This is a genomic window from Pseudomonas sp. TE9122, assembly GCF_056278925.1.
The window spans coordinates 1,314,803-1,334,495 of sequence record NZ_JBWBQI010000001.1 but is presented as its reverse complement, the minus strand read 5'-3'; the positions used below and the strand labels follow the sequence as shown (position 1 = coordinate 1,334,495).

At 59.6% G+C, this 19,693-nt stretch carries 17 protein-coding genes and 1 pseudogene; 13 read left to right on the top strand and 5 right to left on the bottom strand.

All coding sequences use genetic code 11. The annotated features are described in order from the left end of the window. Window positions 1–200 precede the first annotated feature (200 nt). The gene (locus ACZ9BE_RS05935; protein WP_056784020.1) at window positions 201–986 is read left to right on the top strand and encodes an outer membrane protein OmpK; all 786 of its coding nucleotides are present in this window, start codon (window positions 201–203) and stop codon (window positions 984–986) included. A gap of 91 nt (window positions 987–1,077) precedes the next feature. Here ACZ9BE_RS05935 and ACZ9BE_RS05930 read toward each other — a convergent pair whose 3' ends face one another. Next, complete coding sequence (locus ACZ9BE_RS05930) at window positions 1,078–2,250, bottom strand: patatin-like phospholipase family protein (protein WP_305382500.1); 1,173 nt, start codon at window positions 2,248–2,250, stop codon at window positions 1,078–1,080. A 34-nt stretch (window positions 2,251–2,284) separates the two neighbouring features. After that, a complete protein-coding gene (locus tag ACZ9BE_RS05925) occupies window positions 2,285–3,217 on the bottom strand; it encodes a lipid A biosynthesis lauroyl acyltransferase (RefSeq protein WP_041479319.1) in 933 nt (310 codons plus the stop codon). A gap of 117 nt (window positions 3,218–3,334) precedes the next feature. Between ACZ9BE_RS05925 and minC the strand changes: the two genes are divergently transcribed. The 9 genes from minC to ACZ9BE_RS05880 all read left to right on the top strand — a co-directional run bounded on the left by minC (window position 3,335) and on the right by ACZ9BE_RS05880 (window position 12,263). Next, window positions 3,335–4,072 (top strand): septum site-determining protein MinC, encoded by a 738-nt coding sequence (minC, locus tag ACZ9BE_RS05920; RefSeq protein ID WP_041479318.1) that lies wholly within the window; start codon window positions 3,335–3,337, stop codon window positions 4,070–4,072. A gap of 169 nt (window positions 4,073–4,241) precedes the next feature. Then, window positions 4,242–5,054, top strand: coding sequence for a septum site-determining protein MinD (gene minD, locus ACZ9BE_RS05915; RefSeq protein ID WP_007913953.1), 813 nt, complete (start codon window positions 4,242–4,244; stop codon window positions 5,052–5,054). Then, window positions 5,054–5,308: a cell division topological specificity factor MinE gene (gene minE, locus ACZ9BE_RS05910; protein ID WP_003223146.1), complete on the top strand. Its 255-nt coding sequence runs from the start codon at window positions 5,054–5,056 to the stop codon at window positions 5,306–5,308. The genes minD and minE overlap by 1 nt, the downstream gene beginning before the upstream one ends. A 169-nt stretch (window positions 5,309–5,477) precedes the next feature. Beyond that, the gene (locus ACZ9BE_RS05905) at window positions 5,478–6,113 is read left to right on the top strand and encodes an RluA family pseudouridine synthase (protein WP_024012204.1); all 636 of its coding nucleotides are present in this window, start codon (window positions 5,478–5,480) and stop codon (window positions 6,111–6,113) included. Between the two features lie 150 nt (window positions 6,114–6,263). Then, window positions 6,264–7,106 (top strand): protein kinase family protein, encoded by an 843-nt coding sequence (locus ACZ9BE_RS05900; RefSeq protein WP_460142916.1) that lies wholly within the window; start codon window positions 6,264–6,266, stop codon window positions 7,104–7,106. A gap of 94 nt (window positions 7,107–7,200) precedes the next feature. After that, window positions 7,201–8,295, top strand: coding sequence for a hypothetical protein (locus ACZ9BE_RS05895; RefSeq protein WP_476249023.1), 1,095 nt, complete (start codon window positions 7,201–7,203; stop codon window positions 8,293–8,295). Between the two features lie 78 nt (window positions 8,296–8,373). Further along, a complete protein-coding gene (locus ACZ9BE_RS05890) occupies window positions 8,374–9,663 on the top strand; it encodes a M18 family aminopeptidase (RefSeq protein ID WP_476249022.1) in 1,290 nt (429 codons plus the stop codon). A gap of 192 nt (window positions 9,664–9,855) precedes the next feature. Then, window positions 9,856–10,032: a hypothetical protein gene (locus ACZ9BE_RS05885; protein WP_016773747.1), complete on the top strand. Its 177-nt coding sequence runs from the start codon at window positions 9,856–9,858 to the stop codon at window positions 10,030–10,032. Window positions 10,033–10,106: 74 nt separating this feature from the next. Further along, window positions 10,107–12,263, top strand: coding sequence for a mechanosensitive ion channel family protein (locus ACZ9BE_RS05880; protein ID WP_476249021.1), 2,157 nt, complete (start codon window positions 10,107–10,109; stop codon window positions 12,261–12,263). A gap of 47 nt (window positions 12,264–12,310) precedes the next feature. Here the strand turns inward: ACZ9BE_RS05880 and ACZ9BE_RS05875 are convergent, their stop codons facing one another. Both ACZ9BE_RS05875 and ACZ9BE_RS05870 read right to left on the bottom strand, forming a co-directional pair. Beyond that, a complete protein-coding gene (locus ACZ9BE_RS05875; RefSeq protein WP_076566779.1) occupies window positions 12,311–12,565 on the bottom strand; it encodes a bacteriocin immunity protein in 255 nt (84 codons plus the stop codon). Beyond that, on the bottom strand, window positions 12,565–14,475 hold the full coding sequence (locus ACZ9BE_RS05870; RefSeq protein ID WP_476249020.1) for an S-type pyocin domain-containing protein: 1,911 nt from the start codon (window positions 14,473–14,475) through the stop codon (window positions 12,565–12,567). Before ACZ9BE_RS05870 ends, ACZ9BE_RS05875 begins: the two co-directional genes overlap by 1 nt. 304 nt (window positions 14,476–14,779) lie before the next feature. On the opposite strand from ACZ9BE_RS05870, the gene ACZ9BE_RS05865 reads away from it, so the two are divergent. Further along, on the top strand, window positions 14,780–16,114 hold the full coding sequence (locus ACZ9BE_RS05865) for an amidohydrolase (RefSeq protein WP_252869048.1): 1,335 nt from the start codon (window positions 14,780–14,782) through the stop codon (window positions 16,112–16,114). A gap of 459 nt (window positions 16,115–16,573) precedes the next feature. On the opposite strand, the pseudogene phnR reads toward ACZ9BE_RS05865, so the two are convergent. Then, window positions 16,574–17,288 (bottom strand): annotated as a pseudogene (gene phnR / locus ACZ9BE_RS05860) (phosphonate utilization transcriptional regulator PhnR). A gap of 349 nt (window positions 17,289–17,637) precedes the next feature. Here phnR and ACZ9BE_RS05855 point away from each other — a divergent pair. Both ACZ9BE_RS05855 and ACZ9BE_RS05850 read left to right on the top strand, forming a co-directional pair. Beyond that, the gene (locus ACZ9BE_RS05855; protein ID WP_252877727.1) at window positions 17,638–18,705 is read left to right on the top strand and encodes an ABC transporter substrate-binding protein; all 1,068 of its coding nucleotides are present in this window, start codon (window positions 17,638–17,640) and stop codon (window positions 18,703–18,705) included. A gap of 181 nt (window positions 18,706–18,886) precedes the next feature. After that, complete coding sequence (locus tag ACZ9BE_RS05850) at window positions 18,887–19,693, top strand: alkaline phosphatase family protein (RefSeq protein WP_252869047.1); 807 nt, start codon at window positions 18,887–18,889, stop codon at window positions 19,691–19,693.

Here is a 19,693-nt window from a genome sequence, read left to right as displayed (position 1 = left end):
GCATCCCGAAAACACGCTCGTCGACTGTTTTTCAGCAGCCGAACGGGCGTTTTTTGGTTTTTCAAAAGCCTTGGCGCAGCTTTTGCTACCAGCATTCAAAGCTGACCGATCGGATGAAATTTGCGGTACGAAAAAAGGCGCCACATCAGAGCGCCGATCTTAAAAAAATAACGTGGAACACCTACTTTGGGAGCAACCGAATGAAACGTATGTGCACCAGCCTGATGCTGGCCGGATCGATGTTCGCCGGCGGCCAGGCGATGGCCGAAGGCCTTCTGCAGTGGCAGAACAACAGCCTGACCTACCTGTATGGCAAGGACTTCCAGGTCAACCCGCGCATTCAGCAGACCGTGACCTTCGAGCACGCCGATGCCTGGAAGTATGGGGACAACTTCCTGTTCATCGACAAGATCTTCTACAACGGCAAGGATGATGGCGGCGTCGGCTCCAACACCTACTACGGCGAGCTCAGCCCGCGCCTGTCATTCGGCAAGATCTTCGATCAGAAACTGGCCTTTGGTCCGGTGACTGACGTGCTGCTGGCCATGACCTACGAGTTCGGTGAAGGCGATACCGAGTCGTACCTGATCGGTCCGGGCTTCGACCTGGCGATTCCTGGCTTCGACTACTTCCAGCTGAACTTCTACCAGCGTCACACCCAGGGCGCACGCGCCGGTGACAATGTCTGGCAGATCACCCCGGTGTGGTCCTACACCATCCCGGTGGGTAAATCGAACATCCTCATCGACGGTTTCATGGACTGGGTGGTCGACAACGACTCCAATTCCAAGGGCGACTACCACGCCAACCTGCACTTCAACCCGCAGGTCAAATACGACCTGGGCAAGGCGCTGAATTTCGGCGAGAAGCAGTTGTATGTCGGTGTCGAGTACGACTACTGGTCGGACAAGTACGGGATCAAGGACAGCCAGTACTTCAAGACCGATCAGAGCACCACAAGCTTCCTGGTCAAGTTCCACTTCTGACCCTGAAAGCTTCGCGAGCAGGCTCGCTCCCACATTCAGACCGAGTTCCAATGTGGGAGCGAGCCTGCTCGCGAAGGCCTCACCGCAGATTTCAGGCAGGAGCCACCGCTTCCGATATCCGCAAAAACCGGCACAGCTCCTCGCGCTTGGCCAACGCATCCCGCCGTCCCAACTCGATCAACTCGCTGCAATACCCCGCCTCGAACAGCAGATAACTGAGCACCCCCGCCCCGCTCGTCTTCGTCGCCCCCGGCCCGCGCAGAAACAGGCGCAACGCCGCCGGTAACTCCTGGCGATGCCGCGCGGCGATTTCGTCGATCGGCTGACTTGGCGCAATCACCAGCACTTCCACCGGCGCCACACCCAGCGCACGAGTAGGTGTGCCGGCCGGGAGCAAATGACTGAACTGATTCAGACGCTGCAGCAACTCGATATCGCTCTCCAGACTGTCGATGAACGTGCTGTTGAGCATGTGCCCGCCAATCTGCGCCAGCGTCGGTTGCTGGCCGCTGTAGGCGCGCTCCAGCGGCTGCTGCGGATCGACGCCGCGCGGGTTGCCGCTGACGCCCACGACCAGCACGCGACTGGCACCCAAATGCAGCGCCGGGCTGATCGGCGCCGACTGGCGCACTGCGCCGTCACCGAAATATTCCTCGCCGATTTTCACCGGCGCGAACAACAGCGGAATCGCCGAACTGGCCAAGAGATGATCAACCGACAATTGCGTCGGCACGCCAATGCGGCGGTGCCGCAGCCAGGCGTCGATGGTGCCGCCGCCCTGATAGAACGTCACCGCTTGCCCCGATTCGTAGCCAAACGCGGTCACCGCTACCGCGTGCAATTGCTTGCGCGCGATGGATTCGGCGATGCCGGGCAGGTGCAGTTTTTCCTCGAGCAGCTCGCGCAGCGGCGAACTGTTGAGCAACGCCGCCGGCATCTGCCGACCGAGGCCGAGCAGGCTGTGGCTGACAAAACGGCTGGCCTGATGGATGACCCCGGGCCAGTCGCTGCGCAACACGCGGTGGCTGCGAAAGCCCTGCCAGAACTGGGTCAGGCGTTCGATGGCAGCGCGAAAATCCATGGCACCACTGGCCAGGCTGACCGCATTGATCGCCCCGGCCGAGGTGCCGACGATCACCGGAAACGGATTGTCCGCACCGACCGGCAGCAACTCGGCAATCGCCGCCAGCACCCCGACCTGATAAGCCGCCCGAGCCCCGCCGCCGGAAAGAATCAAACCTGTGACCGGTTCAGCAGGACTCATCGCAACACTCCACGGTGCTTGTCAGATCGGCTAATCAACGACGCTTGGGATAAAGTTTCGGCTCACCCGGCGGGCGACTCTTGAAGCGCCGATGCGCCCACAGATACTGCTCGGGGCAGGCACGCAAAGCACTCTCGACCCACTGATTGATGCGGATGCAATCGGCCTCCTCGCTTTCGCCGGGGAAGTCTTCCAGCGGCGGATGAATCACCAGGCGATAACCACTACCGTCGGCCAGACGTTCCTGAGTGAACGGCACCACCAGCGCTTTGCCCAGCCGTGCAAACTTGGTCGTCGCAGTGACGGTGGCGGCCTGAATGCCGAACAGCGGCACGAAGATGCTCTGCTTGGCGCCGTAATCCTGATCCGGCGCATACCAGATCGCCCGTCCCGAGCGCAGCAGTTTGAGCATGCCGCGCACGTCATCGCGCTCCACCGCCAGCGAATCGAGATTGTGCCGCTCGCGGCCACGGCGCTGGACGAAGTCGAACAAGGGGTTTTTGTGTTCGCGGTACATGCCGTCGATGGTGTGCTGCTGGCCGAGCAGCGCCGCGCCGATTTCCAGGGTGGTGAAATGCGCGGCCATGAGGATCACGCCTTTGCCTTCGCGCTGGGCTTTCTGCAGATGTTCAAGGCCTTCGACGTGGGCCAGTTTCGCCAGACGCTCGCGCGACCACCACCAGCTCATCGCCATCTCGAAGAAGGCGATGCCGGTGGAGGCGAAGTTTTCCTTGAGCAGGCGTTTGCGCTCAGCGGCGGATTTTTCCGGGAAGCACAACTCAAGATTGCGCCGGGCGATGGTTCGCCGGTCGCTGGCGACGCGATACATCAACGCGCCCAAAACTCGACCGATGGTCAGCAGCGCCGGATACGGCAACTGCACGATCAGCCACAAAAGCCCCAGGCCGCACCAGAGCGGCCAGAAGCGCGGAGCAAGATATGCTTTTCGAAAACGCGGGCGATCCATTAAAGCTTCCGTAAATACAGTGGCCGCGCATTCTACATCGTTCGACCCGGCTTGCGGCTCGCGGGCGTTCTCGTTATAAGTCTCGGCACTTTTAGTGACAAGCCGTTGTATGCCGACATGAGCCAAACCGACCCGTTAGACCAAGATCCCGTATTCCAGCTCAAGGGCAGCATGCTGGCCATCACTGTGCTGGAACTGGCCCGTAACGACCTCGAAAGCCTCGATCGGCAATTGGCCGCCAAAGTCGCCCAGGCGCCGAATTTTTTCAGCAATGCACCGCTGGTTCTGGCTCTGGACAAACTGCCGCCGAATCAGGGCGCGGTTGACCTGCCGGGGCTGATGCGCGTCTGCCGTCAGCACGGTCTGCGTACCCTGGCCATTCGCGCCAGCCGCATCGAAGACATCGCCGCCGCCATCGCCATCGACATCCCCGTGCTACCGCCCTCCGGCGCCCGCGAGCGTCCGCTGGAGACGCCGGAAGCCGAAGTCAAAAAGAAGCCGGAAAAGCCGCCTGAGCCGACCGTCAAACCGACCCGCGTAATCACCACGCCAGTACGTGGTGGCCAGCAGATATATGCCCAGGGTGGCGATCTGGTCGTGGTCTCTTCGGTCAGTCCGGGGGCGGAACTTCTCGCCGATGGCAACATCCATGTATACGGCCCGATGCGCGGCCGTGCGCTGGCCGGCGTCAAAGGTGACACCAAGGCACGGATTTTCTGTCAGCAATTGAGCGCTGAACTGATCTCCATCGCCGGTCATTACAAGGTCTCCGAGGATTTGCGTCGCGATCCGATGTGGGGCTCGGGCGTCCAGGTCAGCCTGTCAGGCGACGTGTTGAACATCATTCGGCTTTAACGGATACTGCCGCATTTTCCAAGCATCTCTAAAACGTAGCGAAAACGGCTCAAACGAAGTAGGAAAAAGGCCCAAAGCCAAATTCCAGCCAAGGCTGTCCGACTGCAGTAGTTTTCAAGAGATGTTTTTCAGGGGCTGAACAGTCCTTCTTCCTTAGGGGTGAAACACCTTGGCCAAGATTCTCGTGGTTACATCCGGCAAGGGTGGTGTGGGTAAGACCACCACCAGCGCCGCTATCGGTACCGGTCTCGCTCTGCGCGGCCACAAAACAGTGATCGTCGACTTCGACGTGGGCTTGCGTAACCTCGACCTGATCATGGGTTGCGAGCGCCGCGTGGTGTATGACTTCGTCAACGTGGTAAACGGCGAAGCCAACCTGCAACAGGCACTGATCAAAGACAAGCGCCTGGAAAACCTCTACGTACTGGCGGCCAGCCAGACCCGCGACAAAGACGCGCTGACCGTCGAAGGCGTGGAAAAAGTCCTGATGGAGCTCAAGGAACAATTCGAGTTCGTCGTCTGCGATTCCCCGGCGGGCATCGAGAAAGGTGCGCACCTGGCCATGTATTTCGCCGATGAAGCGATCGTCGTGACCAACCCGGAAGTCTCCTCGGTACGTGACTCGGACCGCATGCTCGGCCTGCTGGCGAGCAAATCGCGCCGCGCCGAACGTGGCGAAGACCCGATCAAGGAACACCTGCTGATCACTCGCTACCACCCGGAGCGGGTTGAAAAGGGCGAGATGCTTGGCGTTGAAGACGTCAAGGAGATCCTCTCGGTGACCCTGCTCGGCGTCATCCCGGAATCCCAGGCGGTACTCAAGGCTTCCAACCAGGGCGTGCCAGTGATTCTCGACGACCAGAGCGATGCCGGTCAGGCTTACAGCGATACCGTCGACCGCCTGCTGGGCAAAGAAAAAGCCCACCGATTCCTCGATGTCGAGAAGAAGGGATTCTTCGAGCGCCTGTTTGGAGGTAGGTAATGAACCTTTTTGACTTCTTTCGTGCCAACAAAAAGCCAAGTACCGCCTCGGTAGCGAAAGAGCGTCTACAGATCATCGTGGCGCATGAGCGCGGCCAGCGCAGCACGCCGGATTACCTGCCAGCCTTGCAGAAGGAACTGGTCGACGTGATCCGCAAGTACGTCAACATCGGCAACGACGACGTACATGTTGCACTGGAAAGCCAGGGCAGTTGCTCGATTCTGGAACTCAACATCACCCTGCCCGATCGCTGAGTCGATTTGGCAGTCGCTACGGCGGCTCGGGCTGTTGATGCTCGTGTAGGAGCTGCCGAAGGCTGCGATCTTTTGATCTTCAAAGTCAAAAGATCGCAGCCTTCGGCAGCTCCTACAGAGTTATCAGCAGTCCCGAGCCGCCGTTGGCATTTGTTACGAGGCTGTTTTAATGCCGCTGTCCAACATCCGCATCATCCACGAGGACGCCGCCGTACTGGTGGTCGACAAACCGACCCTGCTGCTCTCGGTGCCCGGCCGCGCAGACGACAACAAGGATTGCCTGATTACCCGCCTGCAGGAAAACGGCTACCCGGAAGCGCGCATCGTTCATCGCCTGGACTGGGAAACCTCCGGGATCATCCTGCTGGCCCGTGACGCCGACACCCATCGCGAACTGTCGCGGCAGTTTCACGATCGCGAAACCGAAAAAGCCTACACCGCTTTGGCCTGGGGTCAGCCGGAGCTGGACAGCGGCAGCATCGATCTGCCCCTGCGCTACGACCCACCGACCAAGCCACGGCATGTCGTCGATCACGAATTCGGCAAGCATGCGCTGACCTTCTGGAAGGTGCTGGAACGTTGCGGCGACTGGTGCCGTGTCGAACTGACACCGATTACCGGCCGCTCGCATCAATTGCGCGTGCACATGTTGTCGATCGGCCATCCGTTGCTCGGTGACGGACTCTACGCCCACGAGCAAGCGCTGGCGGCCTGGCCGCGTCTGTGCCTGCACGCGAGCATGCTCAGCTTCACTCATCCGCAGACCGGCGAGCGCCTGCGCTTCGAGTGCCCGGCTCCGTTCTGAATTGCGTGAATACTTTGGAAGCCCTTCCTGGTGAAGGGCTTTTTTGTCCTGCCAAAAATCCACCGGCAATAGATTGACGTAAAGAACTGTCATAAAATTGTAATCAAATATAAAATCATGGCACTTCGATATCAGGCAGGAGGCCTTTCCGTGTTCTGCAGCAAAACACTTCAATCCGAATACCCGATCATCTACGCATTCGGTAACACGACCCTGCACTTGAGCGAAGCACCCAGCATCCAGGCACGCCAGGCCCTGGAGCAGCTCATTAAAAAACGCCGCGCGCACAAACTGACCCGAGCCAGCGCACCGTTATCGTCCTGTGACACACCACTATTTGCCAAGGTCCAGCCATTGGACACGTTCAAGGCAAAGGTGCGGGTGAGCCTGAACAAACCGCAACGCAACGGGCGCTTCGACTGGCCGCTCGAAGAACTGATGAATTCCCTCGAAGCTCAGCGCCGGGGCGTGGAGATGCCTCCACTGAAGGGCTATGGCTATACCCGCAGCAGACTAGGCCTGACCGAGGAGTTCTTCCTGCTGACTCACCTGCTCGAAGGCCATATGGATGGGGCCGAGTGCATCAGACGCAATCCCGAAAACATCGAAGCCTTTATCCTCGACGCGTTTCAACTGCTCAGCTCGCTCGCCAGCAAGAACATCACCCACATGGATTTCTGGGTGGGCAACATCATGGTGCCCGAGCAAACGCAAAGGCCACTCAAAGCCATCGACTTTGAAAACTGCTTCGCAGGCCCGACCGCGCACGCAAGTGAAACACTCGGTTTTCAACTCGGCTTCTTCTATCGTCGGGATATCTACAAATTCATCACCGAAGCCGCCTACGATCGCCTGGTAGATCAATACCTCAGTGCACTGCCTGGCTTATCGAGAGACAGGTTCGAGGCTGTCTATCAGTTGAGCAAACATGAATACGTCGGTCGCAAGCAACGCCGTGAAGTCTTCCTCTCTGGCAGATTGATCACCGGTTGACGCCCTCCCTGGCAACACTTTGAAGCAAGTGCCCGGCCTGCAAATCAGCGGAGCAATACGGTAAACTCGCGCCCCCCGCCGTATGGAGCCGCTTATGCGCGAAGCCTTCCCCCCCCTGGAAAAAGTACCGCACCAGCTGCTCTACCTGATCTATGGCGACAAAGACGTTTATCGGCGCGAGGCAAAATTCAGCATCCTCACCGCCCTGGCACAACTGCAGCCAGGTGAATCATTGTGCATCCGAGTCCTGACCGATCATCCGCAGGACTATGCCGGCTGGCCGGTCGATACCGTCCCTTTGAGCGAGCAGACCCTGATCCAGTGGCAGGGCGAGAACGGCTACCACCACCGCCGCAAAGCGTGCGCCATTGCGCTGGGCCTGACACTCGCCGAAAAAACCCTGTTTGTCGACACCGATACGCTGTTTCTCGGTTCGCCGCACCGGCTGTTCAGCATGATCACGCCCGGCCGTTACGTGATGGACCGCTTCGAATATGACTGGAGTTACGTCTGTAACCGGGCGGACTACGAAAAACTCGCGCGCTGCCTGCAAGTCCACGGCATCTCGTCGACGAACAGCTTCAAGCTCTACAACAGCGGCTTGTGCGGCGTCACCGATGGCGATGCAGCGCTGCTGGAGAAATCGGTCCGGCTGATCGATGAGTGGACGCAGGACCCGTTCGACATCCATACGATCGAACAGATTGCACTGTCGTTTGCCATGCGCGACCAGCCGATCCAGGAAGCGAAGAAATTCGTCTATCACTACTTCGCCGACAAAAACTTCTTCCACGCCATGCAGAAACATTTTTTCGCCCGTTACGGCGAGGCCTTCCACCCCGAACTGCCAGAGCTGTGCAACGAGGTTCCGCGCAGCAAACCCGTTCCCTCAACCTGGGACCGTCTGCGCATCAAGTGGAAACTGCGCAAAAAGCGCGGCGGCATGAAGAAAGTCGGCCGGGCGTTGCTGTTCGGCAGTGCTGCACCTGCCCATCCGTATTACGAGATCTGCCGTCACGAATGGTGGGAATCGGCGTCGCGGGAAATCCTGCGCTGGGACAGCGTCACGCAAAAGGCCTTCTTCGGCAGCGGCAAGGGCTGGCCGAAGCACCTGCCGAAACCCGCCAGAAAGGATGATCAACAAGCCATCATTGCCTACCTGCGCAAGCGCATCGATCAGCACTCCTGAGCGTGCTTGCGCAAACCACTTGCCCAATGGCGCTGAGTGATGCGTTAAACTGCCGCCCATTGCTGTCTGGAGTTTCTTATGCGCGCAGAGTTGAACCAGGGCCTGATCGACTTTCTCAAGGCCTCCCCTACCCCGTTCCACGCCACCGCCAGCCTCGTTCAGCGTCTGGAGGCCGCCGGTTATGTGCGCCTCGACGAGCGCGAGCCATGGTCCACCGAGGCCAACGGCCGCTATTACGTCACCCGTAACGACACCTCGATCGTCGCGATCAAAATGGGCCGCAACTCGCCACTGCACGACGGTATCCGTCTGGTCGGCGCTCACACCGACAGCCCGTGTCTGCGGGTCAAGCCGCAACCGGAACTGCAACGTCAGGGCTTCTGGCAACTGGGCGTCGAAGTCTACGGCGGCGCGCTGCTGGCGCCATGGTTCGACCGCGATCTGTCGCTGGCCGGCCGCGTGACCTTCCGCCGTGACGGCAAGGTCGAGAGTCAGTTGATCGACTTCAAGGCACCCATCGCGATCATTCCCAACCTGGCCATTCACCTCAACCGTGAAGCCAACCAGGGCTGGGCGATCAACGCGCAGACCGAACTACCGCCGATCCTGGCGCAATTCGCCGGTGACGAGCGCGTCGATTTCCGCGCCGTGCTCACCGACCAACTGGCCCGCGAACACGGTTTGAACGCCGACGTGGTCCTGGATTACGAGCTGAGTTTCTACGACACGCAAAGCGCTGCGGTGATCGGCCTGAACGGCGATTTCATTGCCGGTGCGCGTCTGGACAACCTGCTGTCGTGCTACGCCGGCCTGCAAGCGTTGCTCACCGCCGAAACCGACGAGACCTGCGTGCTGGTCTGTAACGACCACGAAGAAGTCGGCTCGTGCTCGGCGTGCGGTGCCGACGGCCCGATGCTCGAACAGACTCTGCGCCGCCTGCTGCCAGAAGGCGACGAGTTCGTCCGCACCATTCAGAAATCCCTGCTGGTCTCCGCCGACAACGCCCACGGCGTGCATCCCAACTATGCAGACAAGCACGACGCCAATCACGGCCCGAAACTCAACGCCGGCCCGGTGATCAAGGTCAACAGCAACCAGCGCTACGCCACCAATAGCGAAACCGCCGGTTTCTTCCGCCATCTGTGCATGGCCGAAGAAGTCCCGGTGCAAAGCTTCGTGGTGCGCAGCGACATGGGCTGCGGCTCGACGATTGGCCCGATCACCGCCAGCCATCTGGGCGTGCGCACCGTCGACATCGGCCTGCCGACCTTCGCCATGCATTCGATTCGCGAACTGTGCGGCAGCCATGACCTGGCGCATCTGGTCAAAGTGCTCAGTGCGTTCTATGCCAGCCGTGAATTGCCGTAACGGCTGACAAGCTTCGCGAGCAGGCTCGCTCCCACAATGGAATGCCATTCACCTGTGGGAGCGAGCCTGCTCGCGAAATCGCCTGTGCAGACAGCAGAATCCTCCCGGCCTGATGCATTCCTGAGCCACATCACACCCCGCCTCGAAAACCCGCCTAGACTGCAAACATCCCCCACAGACAAGGCAGTCTTCATGATCTCGATGTCCTCCTTCCACGCCATGCTCATTCCCATCCTCAGCGGAATGATCCTGCTGGCCATCGGCTTCAACTTCCGCGACAAGAACGCCGGGGTGTTCGCCATGTGGATCGGCATGCTGATGATCCTCGCCACGGTGGTCTACAAGATCCTCGCCAAACTCAACGAATGACCGCGCCCGGCTCGCATTGAGCCAAAGGGCCTCGTACACTCCAGCGCATCCGCCTATCGCGAGGTTGTCTTCTGGTGTTCGCTCGTCTTTTTGCTTTGCCCGGTCTGCTGCTTGTCTGCCTGATGACGCTGCTGCCGCTGGCGCCCGCCCAAGCGGTCGGTCTGCCCGGCCTGCTCAACACTTCCAAACCGCAGCCTGAAGCCGTAGAACCTCTTGGCCAGTCACTGGACGAAGTGATCAAGTCGCTGGAAAACGACAAGCAACGCGCGCAGTTGCTCAGCGATCTGAAGAAGCTGCGCGACGCTACGAAGAAAGCTCAAGCCACCCCGGAAGAAGGCGTGCTGGGCCTGATCGGCGGCACCCTCGCCAGCTTCGAAAAACAGTTTTCCGGCGCCGACAGCCCGCTCACCCGCTGGTCCAACGAATTCGATCTGGCCAAGGACGAACTGACCAGCAAGCTGCTGCCGGCCAATGAATGGCTGCCGATCATCTTCGGTTTCGCAGTGATCCTGATGGTCTGGAGCCTGCTCGCCGCCGCGCTGATCTGGCTCAGCCACCGCGTGCGTCTGCGCTTCGGCCTCACCGAAGAACTGCCGCAACACCCCAAGGCCCTCGACATGCTGCGCTTTGCCCTGCGCAAGCTCGGGCCGTGGCTGATCGCGTTGGTAATGACGGTGTACATGACCTACGTGCTGCCGTCTTCGCTGGGCAAAAGCCTGGCGATGGTGCTGGCCTATGCCTTGGTCGTCGGCACCTGTTTCTCGGCGATCTGCGTGATCGCCTTCTCCCTGCTCGACGGCCCGCACCGCCATCGCGCGCTGTACATCCTGCGTCATCAGGCGTTTCGGCCGCTGTGGCTGATCGGCAGCTTCGCCGCGTTTGGTGAAGCGCTGAGCGATCCGCGTCTGGTCGAGAGCCTGGGCGTACATCTGGCGCACACCGCCGCGACCACGGCCAATGTCCTCGCTGCGCTGTCGACCGGCCTGTTCATCCTGCGATTCCGCCGACCGATCGCGCACCTGATCCGCAACCAACCGCTGTCACGCCGCCTGACCCGCCGCGCCCTCAGCGACACCATCGAGATCCTCGGCACCTTCTGGTACGTGCCGGCACTGGTGCTGGTCGGCATCTCGCTGTTCGCCACGTTTGTCTCCGCCGGCGACACCAGCACCGCGCTGCGCCAGTCGCTGATCTGCACGGTGCTGCTGGTGTTGTGCATGGTTATCAACGGCCTCGTGCGCCGCCATTCGCTGAAACCGCAACGCGGGCCGAAACGCCATGCGCTGTATTCGGAGCGACTGAAAAACTTCTTCTACACCCTGACGCATTTGCTGGTGTGGCTGATCTTCATCGAACTGGGCCTGCGCGTCTGGGGCCATTCGCTGATCGCGTTCGCCGAAGGCGATGGCCATGACATCAGCGTCAAACTGTTCAGCCTGATCGGCACGCTGATTTTCTCCTGGCTGATCTGGATACTCGCCGACACCGCCGTGCACCACGCCCTCACCCGCTCGCGCAAAGGCCTGGCGAATGCACGGGCGCAGACGATGATGCCGCTGATCCGCAACGTGCTGTTCGTGGCGATTTTCATCATCGCGCTGATCGTAGCGTTGGCGAACATGGGCATGAACGTCACACCGCTGCTGGCCGGTGCCGGCGTGATCGGTCTGGCCATCGGCTTCGGCGCGCAGTCGCTCGTCGCTGACCTGATCACCGGCCTGTTCATCATCATCGAAGACTCGCTGGCCATCGACGACTACGTCGACGTTGGCGGCCACCTCGGCACCGTCGAAGGCCTGACCATCCGCACCGTACGCCTGCGCGATATCGACGGCATCGTCCACACCATCCCGTTCAGCGAAATCAAAAGCATCAAGAACTACTCGCGGGAATTCGGCTACGCGATCTTCCGCGTCGCCGTGCCATACAACATGGAAATCGACGACGCGATCAAACTGATGCGCGACGTCGGCCAGAAGATGCGCAGCGATCCGTTGCAGCGCCGCAATATTTGGTCGCCGCTGGAGATTCAGGGTGTGGAAAGTTTCGAGTCCGGCAGCGCGATTCTGCGCGCACGGTTCAAGACTGCGCCGATCAAGCAGTGGGAAGTTTCCCGGGCGTTCAATTTGTCGCTGAAAAGGCAACTGGATGAGGCGGGGCTGGATCTGGCGACGCCAAGGATGAGTGTGCAGGTGATTACGCCTGGGGTGGAAATCAAAAAGGAAAGCTGAACAGAGATGGCCCCCTATTGGCAGGTAATACCAATAGGGGGCTAGTTTTATCTGGCTTTGAAACCAGGTTTTCCTTCGGCGGCCCGCCACCTTTTGACTTCCGCCACAATATTTTCCGGACCGCTTTTTCCCGATTCTGGGTAGTAGATCAAATCGGAACCCGCTGGATGTTCGCTCAGTCGTTCAAACTCCATTACAGCTGAGGTTTGCCCCTTCTCAGTCGCGTAATCCGATTGGTATATCTTTTGTACGAAATGCAAGAATTGCTCTTCGGACATTTCATTGATCATTAATTTTTTCATTACTCGCCTCCCTTATGAACTGCCAAATGCTGTTTCGGAGTTAGCAACCGCAGGTTGTCAATATCGTACAACTGCCCACCATCCGATAACGATGAGACGTGGTGCAACTCAAACTTCACTCGTTTACCAACCCGATCGCCCGCTTTCACATACGGTGATCGGCCTTTGCTCATTGCACTGAGACTACCTGGATCAAACGACATCGCCAGTTCCGCATCAGCGCTCACCGCTTTCCAGAAAGTCTCCCTGAATGCCCTGAAATCCTTGAAATTCTTGCCTCGCAATTGATCTGCAATTTTTGAGGGAATTGCCGCCCCCTCACCTTGCGTAGCCGCCTCCAGCCATCCACCCGCAACCGGCGCTCCATGACCACTCGCCACCCCTGGATCATTGCGTCGATCCCGGAACATGACGTACTGCGGTGGCAGGCCCGATTCCGACGGGAAGACCAGAATGAAGTCGTCGAAACGAATGCTGCCCCGCCCTGGGTGAGCGTCGATCCGTCCTTCAATCGGCACGAGGTTGCCGCCGATATATCGCGGTGGGGACGGATTCTCGATGGGGAACAGCGTTGAACTGTCTGCCGGCGTTACTGCGGGAGTCCAGACCGCGGTTGTCGGCGGGATGTCATTGAGGGTCGCGCTGTAAGTGTTGTTCCCTGCGTTGAAACCAGCTGCAACCACGCGAACGCCGGAAGGCCGTTTTGTCCCCGCTACCGGAACGACAAGCAGTTCGGCGAGAGAGCCCGTCAGCGGACGGGCGCTCAAACGTACCGGCAGATTCAGTCGTGCTCTTTCGCTTGCCAGCCTGTCCAGATCAGGCAGTTGACCGGGCAGCAGATCTGCCAGTGGGAGGCTGAGCAGAAAGCGTTCAGGCAACTCTCCATTGCCCAACACCGGGGAATAGACAAACGCACTCACCCCCACCATCAGCCCGGACGCCGCGCCGGCAGCCACCTCCGATAAACCGGCCACCGCCGCGCGAATCGAAGCGGCAAAACCCGCCATCAGGTTGTCTGCAATCGCGACCGCACCAGCGGACGTCGCAAATACCAGTTGGGCGTGGCTGGTATTGCCCTGAAAGCGCAACAGGCTACTGTGCCCACCGGAGGTGTCCTGCCAGCGCTTTTCCTCAGCAACCCTGCGTGCTTCGGCCTCAGCCTCAAGCGCTGCCTGTTCCTCGGCACGCTTGCGCTCTAGTGCCTCAGCCGCCAAACGGGCCTGTTCCTCTTCGAGCCGCCTGATTTCATCGGCCGCGGCCTGCCGCGCCAGCTCCTCCGCCTGCCGCCGCGCCTGCTCTTGAGCGACGCGGGCCTGTTCCTGTGCAACCTGCCTGGCGTATTCCGCCGCCAACCGCGCCTGCTCCTGAGCGATCCGCTCGGCTTCCTGCGCTTGCACCACGGCAATCATGCCCTTGACCGTGGCCGACTGGCTGTTCAACACGCCAATGCCCTCAACCAGTAACTTGGCGTTGAACAGAGCGCTATAAGCCTGCCGTACGCTGACGCTGGCGCTTCGCCGATTGACTTGCGGTAAGCGGCCTCCGTTGAAAAAGGTTTCAACCTGGGCGTGGCCGAAACGTTCGATGGCCACGTCCTTGGCCACCAAAAGCGCACCAAACTTCCTGGCGATCAGGGAATCCCTGAATTGCATCTCCCGCGCCAGCGCATCCAAAGGCGGCAAGACACTTTGATCACCTGCCGCCCGCGCTTCTGCCAGTTCATTTTCAATGACCTGAGCAATATTCCTGGAAGTATCTTTATAGATACTTTCCATATCGAGTATTTCACCCAACGGCGCAAAGTTAATGCCTGGTCCCGAGCCGTCCCCTGCACCTAAATAATGTAAATATTCATCTTGTTTATCCGGACGCACAACAATCGGCGGAAGCGTTATTCCATTACGCTGCATTTATAAGTCCTCCATGGACAATAGTTTTGTCGCACTGACCCGTTACCCTCAAACAGCCAATAACGTGACCGGCACCTGGAGAAATTTATGGAAATAGATGTTGTGCGGTGCGGTACATGGTTATCGCCCGCGTTTTATCTGTCACGCCGGACGAAACTGATAAAGCGGTAGGAGTTTTCGCTGATAACTTATGCTCAAACGTAAATCTGTCGGAGCGCATAGCGCTTTCCGGACCCGATCGCACTTGCGTGCAAAGCCTTTGTCACAGGCAAGGAAGCCAACAACAATAATCAAGGAGAAGCCCATGCAACTGACGCGCATTGCCCAGACCCTTTTGCTCACCCTGGTCGCCAGCCACGCCAGTGCCGCGACGATGGACAGCGCCCGCACGCGCATCGCCGAGCAGGCGCAGAAGCTCGAGCCGGAGCTGCTGGAAACCCGCCGCGACCTTCACGCTCATCCAGAACTTGGCAACACTGAAAAACGCACCGCTGAACTGGTCGCCAAACAGCTGCAAGCCATGGGCCTGGAAGTGAAAACCGGCGTCGCCCGCACCGGCGTTGTCGCCATTCTCAAAGGCGCCCTGCCCGGCCCGACCGTCGCCCTGCGCGCCGACATGGACGCGCTGCCGGTCAAGGAAATCTCCGACTTGCCGTTCGCTTCGAAAGCCAAAGGCACGTATCTCGACAAGGAAGTCGACGTCATGCACGCCTGCGGCCACGACGCCCACACCGCAATCCTGCTCAGCGCAGCGAAAATTCTGACGGGCATGCGCGACACCCTGCCCGGCACCGTGGTGTTCTACTTCCAGCCCGCCGAAGAAGGCCCGAGCGACTTCATTCCCGACGGCAAAAACACCTGGGGCGCGAAGATGATGGTCGAGGAAGGCGTAATGAAATCGCCGAAACCAGACGCGGTGTTCGGGCTGCACGTCTGGGCCGGCGTCCCCGCCGGCCAGATCGCCTACCGCCCCGGCCCGACCCTGGCCAGCTCCGACGACCTGCGCATCAAGATCCACGGCAAACAAACCCACGCCGGCCGCCCCTGGGATGGCATCGACCCAATCACCGTCGGCGCGCAAACCATCGTCGGCCTGCAAACCGTGGTCAGCCGCCGCACCGACATTTCCTCTTACCCGTCGGTGGTCAGCATCGGCACCATCAACGGCGGCACCCGCTACAACATCATCCCCGAATCACTCGACATGACCGGCACCATCCGCTCCTACGACTACGGCATCCGCCAGAAACTGCACAGCGACGTACGCCAGACCATCGAGAAAATCGCCGAAAGCGGCGGCGCCAAAGCCGACGTCACCATCATCGAAAAATACGACCCGACGATTAACAACCCTGCACTAACCGAAAAAATGCTGCCGACATTGAAGTGGGCGGCCAAGGATGATGTGGTGCAGGGACCGCTAGTGGGTGGGGCGGAAGATTTCTCGTTCTTCGCCAAAGAGGCGCCGGGATTGTTTGTGTTTCTCGGGGTTACGCCGCGGGATCAGGACATGAGCAAGGCCGCGCCGAATCACAATCCGGGGTTCTTTGTGGATGAGTCGGCGCTGGTGGTTGGGGTGAGAACATTGGCGTCGTTGGCGACGGATTATCTGTATGGGAATGCGGCGGTGGGCAAGTAGGAAGGGGTGACTGTGGGGGCGCTTTCGCGAGCAGACTCGCTTCCCACAGAAAAGCGAAAGCAAAAACAAAAGATCGCAGCCTTCGGCAGCTCCTACACACGATGAGCGTTAGCTCGAGCACCGCTTTTGATCTTGATCTCGGAGCCCGTCGGCAGGCTGAGTGGAGGGATTGAACCGGGCGTGGGAGCGCAGCGACCGTACGACGCAGTCGTACACAGCGAGTGTAGGTGCAGCGAAGCAAACCGGAGCCGCTGCGCCAGGATCGATCCCGCAGCGAAGGAACCCCGAGCCCCAGCGAGCGGGCCGAACGTCAGGGCGCAGCCTTTTGGTTACTTTTTGGCGTTTGAAAAAGTGACCCGCCGTAAGGGCGGAACCATAAGAAGCCGTTACCGCAGCAACGGATATTCACCCAAACCCCCAAAACCTGGTCGGCCCAAAGGCCGCCAAGGTCAAAAAAGATCAAACTACATCAACCCCTACGTGAATCGCATCATGCCGCCAAAACTCCAGATCACAATCAATCAGCCGCCCATGCTGATCATAATTGACCCGAGCAATCCTCAATCCCGGACTCCCCACCGACACCCGCAAAGCCGCCGCCGCATCGACAGATAAAGACGTAGGCACAATCTCAAACCGCACCCGCCCATAGTGCAAATCGAAATGCCGCGCATACAACTCAGTGATCGACTGATTCAAATCAAACTCAAGAATCCCCGGAAAAAACTGCGGATTCAGGTAGTGCTCGACATACAACACCAGTCGCCCATCAATCCGCCGCGAGCGGCAAATCTGGATCACGCTCGACAACGCCGGCAGCTGCAACCACGCACACACCGCCGCCGACGCCGGCTGCAACCGCGCCGAAATCACCTCGGTCGACGGCTCACGCCCCCTGCGCACTGACCATGGCGTGAAAATGACTGCGCTGCATCAGGTTGTACGCCAGACGCGGCGGCGACACGAACCAGCCGCGCCGCTCCTCACGATAAATCTGCCCTTGCGCCTCCAATTGCAACAGCGCTTCACGCACAGTGATCCGCGTCGTCCCGAACAACTCGCTGAGCTTGCGTTCAGCGGGCAACTTGCTCCCGGCCGCCAGCAAACCATGATCGATCTGCTCCTGCAGCACCTGGCCAATCGCTGTCACCGCTTTCGTTGCCTCATCGCGCATCAACGTTACCTATCTGGACTAGACCAGCACTGTTTCAGGGCAAATCCGGGCGCTGCTCAGAGCGCTTTCGTGTGTTGCAAGCCTAGGCAGTGCAGATGACCGACAGATGACAAAACTACCCAACAGTCGTTTTCACGGCTTGCAATACATCGGCCAAGTCCCTTGCTTATCGGGCCTGCGTCATGGTCTACGCTTGTTTGGCAACCGCCAATCCCGGGCGGAGAAAAGATCAGCCATAAGGCCATCGACATCAAAATGTCATCCAGCCCGCCTAAATTGGCTCAGGTATTGCTGACCTAGACCAACACAACCGCAATCGCAGCGTTGAACACGACCAAGGAGCTTCGGAATGAAACAGCTTTTCCTGGCAACACTGTTAGGCTCGACCATTGCAATGTGCAGCGCCGCCATGGCGGCCGACACCGATCTGAAAACCCTAGAAGCCGCTGCGAAAGCGGAAGGCGCCGTCAACAGCGTCGGCATGCCCGATGACTGGGCCAACTGGAAAGGCACCTGGGAAGACCTGGCCAAGAAATACGGCCTGAAACACATCGACACCGACATGAGCTCGGCCCAGGAAATCGCCAAATTCGCAGCTGAAAAAGACAACGCCACCGCCGACATCGGTGACGTCGGCGCCGCCTTCGGCCCGATCGCGGTCAAGCAAGGTGTGGTGCAACCGTACAAGCCAAGCACCTGGGATCAGATTCCGGACTGGGCCAAGGACAAGGACGGCAACTGGGCACTGGCCTACACCGGCACCATCGCCTTCATCGTCAACAAGAAGCTGCTGAACGGCTCCGACGTGCCGACCAAATGGGCTGACCTGAAAACCGGTAAATACAAAGTCTCCATCGGCGACGTGAGCACTGCTGCCCAGGCCGCCAACGGTGTCCTCGCTGCCGCACTGGCCAATGGCGGTGACGAGAAAAACATCAAGCCTGCCTTGCTGCTGTTCGCCGACCTCGCCAAACAGGGTCGTCTGTCGATGGCCAACCCGACCATCGCTACCATGGAAAAAGGCGAGATTGAAGTCGGCGTGGTCTGGGACTTCAATGGCCTGAGCTACAAAGCCAAGATGGCCAACCCGGATGATTACGTAGTGCTGATTCCATCCGACGGCTCGGTGATTTCCGGCTACACCACGATCATCAACAAGTACGCGAAAAACCCCAATGCCGCCAAGCTGACGCGCGAATACATCTTCAGCGACGCCGGCCAGACCAACCTCGCCCGCGGCAACGCCCGGCCGATCCGCGCCGAACACCTGCAACTGCCGGAAGACGTGAAAGCCAAACTGCTGCCAAACGAGCAGTACAAGAAGGTCACGCCGGTCAAGGACGCCGAAGCGTGGGAAAAGACCTCCAAAGCCCTGCCGCAGCAGTGGAACGAGGAAGTCATCGTCGAGATGAAGTAATCCTGTGATCCCCCTGTTCGGGATCCGCTGAAGATCCGAATGTGGGAGCGAGCCTGCTCGCGAAGGCGGCGCATCAGTCGACATTACTGTTGAATGATGTATTGCATTCGCGAGCGAGTTCGCTCCCACAGGGGATCGGGTTGATTTCGGAATATCTGAATTTCGCGGAGTTCTTGCCCCTATGAAGCACAACGTCATCCTTGTCGTGCTCGACGGCCTCAACTACGAGGTTGCGTGTCACGCCATGGGGCATCTGCAGGCTTATGTTGGCGCAGGACGCGCGGCGCTCTATCAACTGGAGTGCGAACTGCCGGCCCTGTCCCGACCGCTTTACGAATGTATCCTCACCGGCGTGCCGCCGATCGACAGCGGCATCGTCCACAACAATGTCTCGCGCTTGTCCAACCAGCGCAGCATCTATCACTACGCCCGTGATGCCGGATTGAAAACCGCCGCTGCGGCGTATCACTGGGTCAGCGAGTTGTATAACCGCTCACCGTTCGTGGCTGCGCGCGACCGCCACACCGACGATCCGACGCTGCCGATCCAGCACGGGCATTTCTACTGGAACGACCATTATCCGGATTCGCACCTGTTCGCCGACGCGGAGAACCTGCGCCTGCGTCACGCGCCGGACTTCCTCCTGATCCACCCGATGAACATCGACGACGCCGGGCACAAGCACGGCCTCGACAGCGCGCAATACCGCAACAGCGCGCGCTCGGCTGACGTCATCCTCGCCGACTATCTGCAGACCTGGCTCGACGCTGGTTATCAGGTGTTGGTGACCGCCGACCATGGCATGAACAACGATCGCTCGCACAACGGCCTGCTGGCGGAAGAACGTCAGGTGCCGCTGTTCGTCCTCGGCGAGGCGTTCAGCCTCAACCCTGATGTCACACCGAAGCAGACCGAGCTCTGCGGCACGGTTTGCGAGCTGCTCGGCGTGCCCCACGACAAACCTGTGTGCCGGGAGCTGCTCAAGTGA

What these genes read in the sequence shown, in the direction of transcription:
- ACZ9BE_RS05905 (WP_024012204.1), top strand. Translation starts at nt 5,478, where the DNA reads ATGCCGCTGTCCAACATCCGCATCATCCACGAGGACGCCGCCGTACTG.
- minC (WP_041479318.1), top strand. Translation starts at nt 3,335, where the DNA reads ATGAGCCAAACCGACCCGTTAGACCAAGATCCCGTATTCCAGCTCAAG.
- ACZ9BE_RS05875 (WP_076566779.1), bottom strand. Translation starts at nt 12,565, where the DNA reads ATGAAAAAATTAATGATCAATGAAATGTCCGAAGAGCAATTCTTGCAT.
- ACZ9BE_RS05885 (WP_016773747.1), top strand. Translation starts at nt 9,856, where the DNA reads ATGATCTCGATGTCCTCCTTCCACGCCATGCTCATTCCCATCCTCAGC.
- ACZ9BE_RS05930 (WP_305382500.1), bottom strand. Translation starts at nt 2,250, where the DNA reads ATGAGTCCTGCTGAACCGGTCACAGGTTTGATTCTTTCCGGCGGCGGG.
- ACZ9BE_RS05895 (WP_476249023.1), top strand. Translation starts at nt 7,201, where the DNA reads ATGCGCGAAGCCTTCCCCCCCCTGGAAAAAGTACCGCACCAGCTGCTC.
- ACZ9BE_RS05870 (WP_476249020.1), bottom strand. Translation starts at nt 14,475, where the DNA reads ATGCAGCGTAATGGAATAACGCTTCCGCCGATTGTTGTGCGTCCGGAT.
- ACZ9BE_RS05935 (WP_056784020.1), top strand. Translation starts at nt 201, where the DNA reads ATGAAACGTATGTGCACCAGCCTGATGCTGGCCGGATCGATGTTCGCC.
- ACZ9BE_RS05925 (WP_041479319.1), bottom strand. Translation starts at nt 3,217, where the DNA reads ATGGATCGCCCGCGTTTTCGAAAAGCATATCTTGCTCCGCGCTTCTGG.
- ACZ9BE_RS05855 (WP_252877727.1), top strand. Translation starts at nt 17,638, where the DNA reads ATGAAACAGCTTTTCCTGGCAACACTGTTAGGCTCGACCATTGCAATG.
- ACZ9BE_RS05890 (WP_476249022.1), top strand. Translation starts at nt 8,374, where the DNA reads ATGCGCGCAGAGTTGAACCAGGGCCTGATCGACTTTCTCAAGGCCTCC.
- ACZ9BE_RS05850 (WP_252869047.1), top strand. Translation starts at nt 18,887, where the DNA reads ATGAAGCACAACGTCATCCTTGTCGTGCTCGACGGCCTCAACTACGAG.
- ACZ9BE_RS05865 (WP_252869048.1), top strand. Translation starts at nt 14,780, where the DNA reads ATGCAACTGACGCGCATTGCCCAGACCCTTTTGCTCACCCTGGTCGCC.
- minE (WP_003223146.1), top strand. Translation starts at nt 5,054, where the DNA reads ATGAACCTTTTTGACTTCTTTCGTGCCAACAAAAAGCCAAGTACCGCC.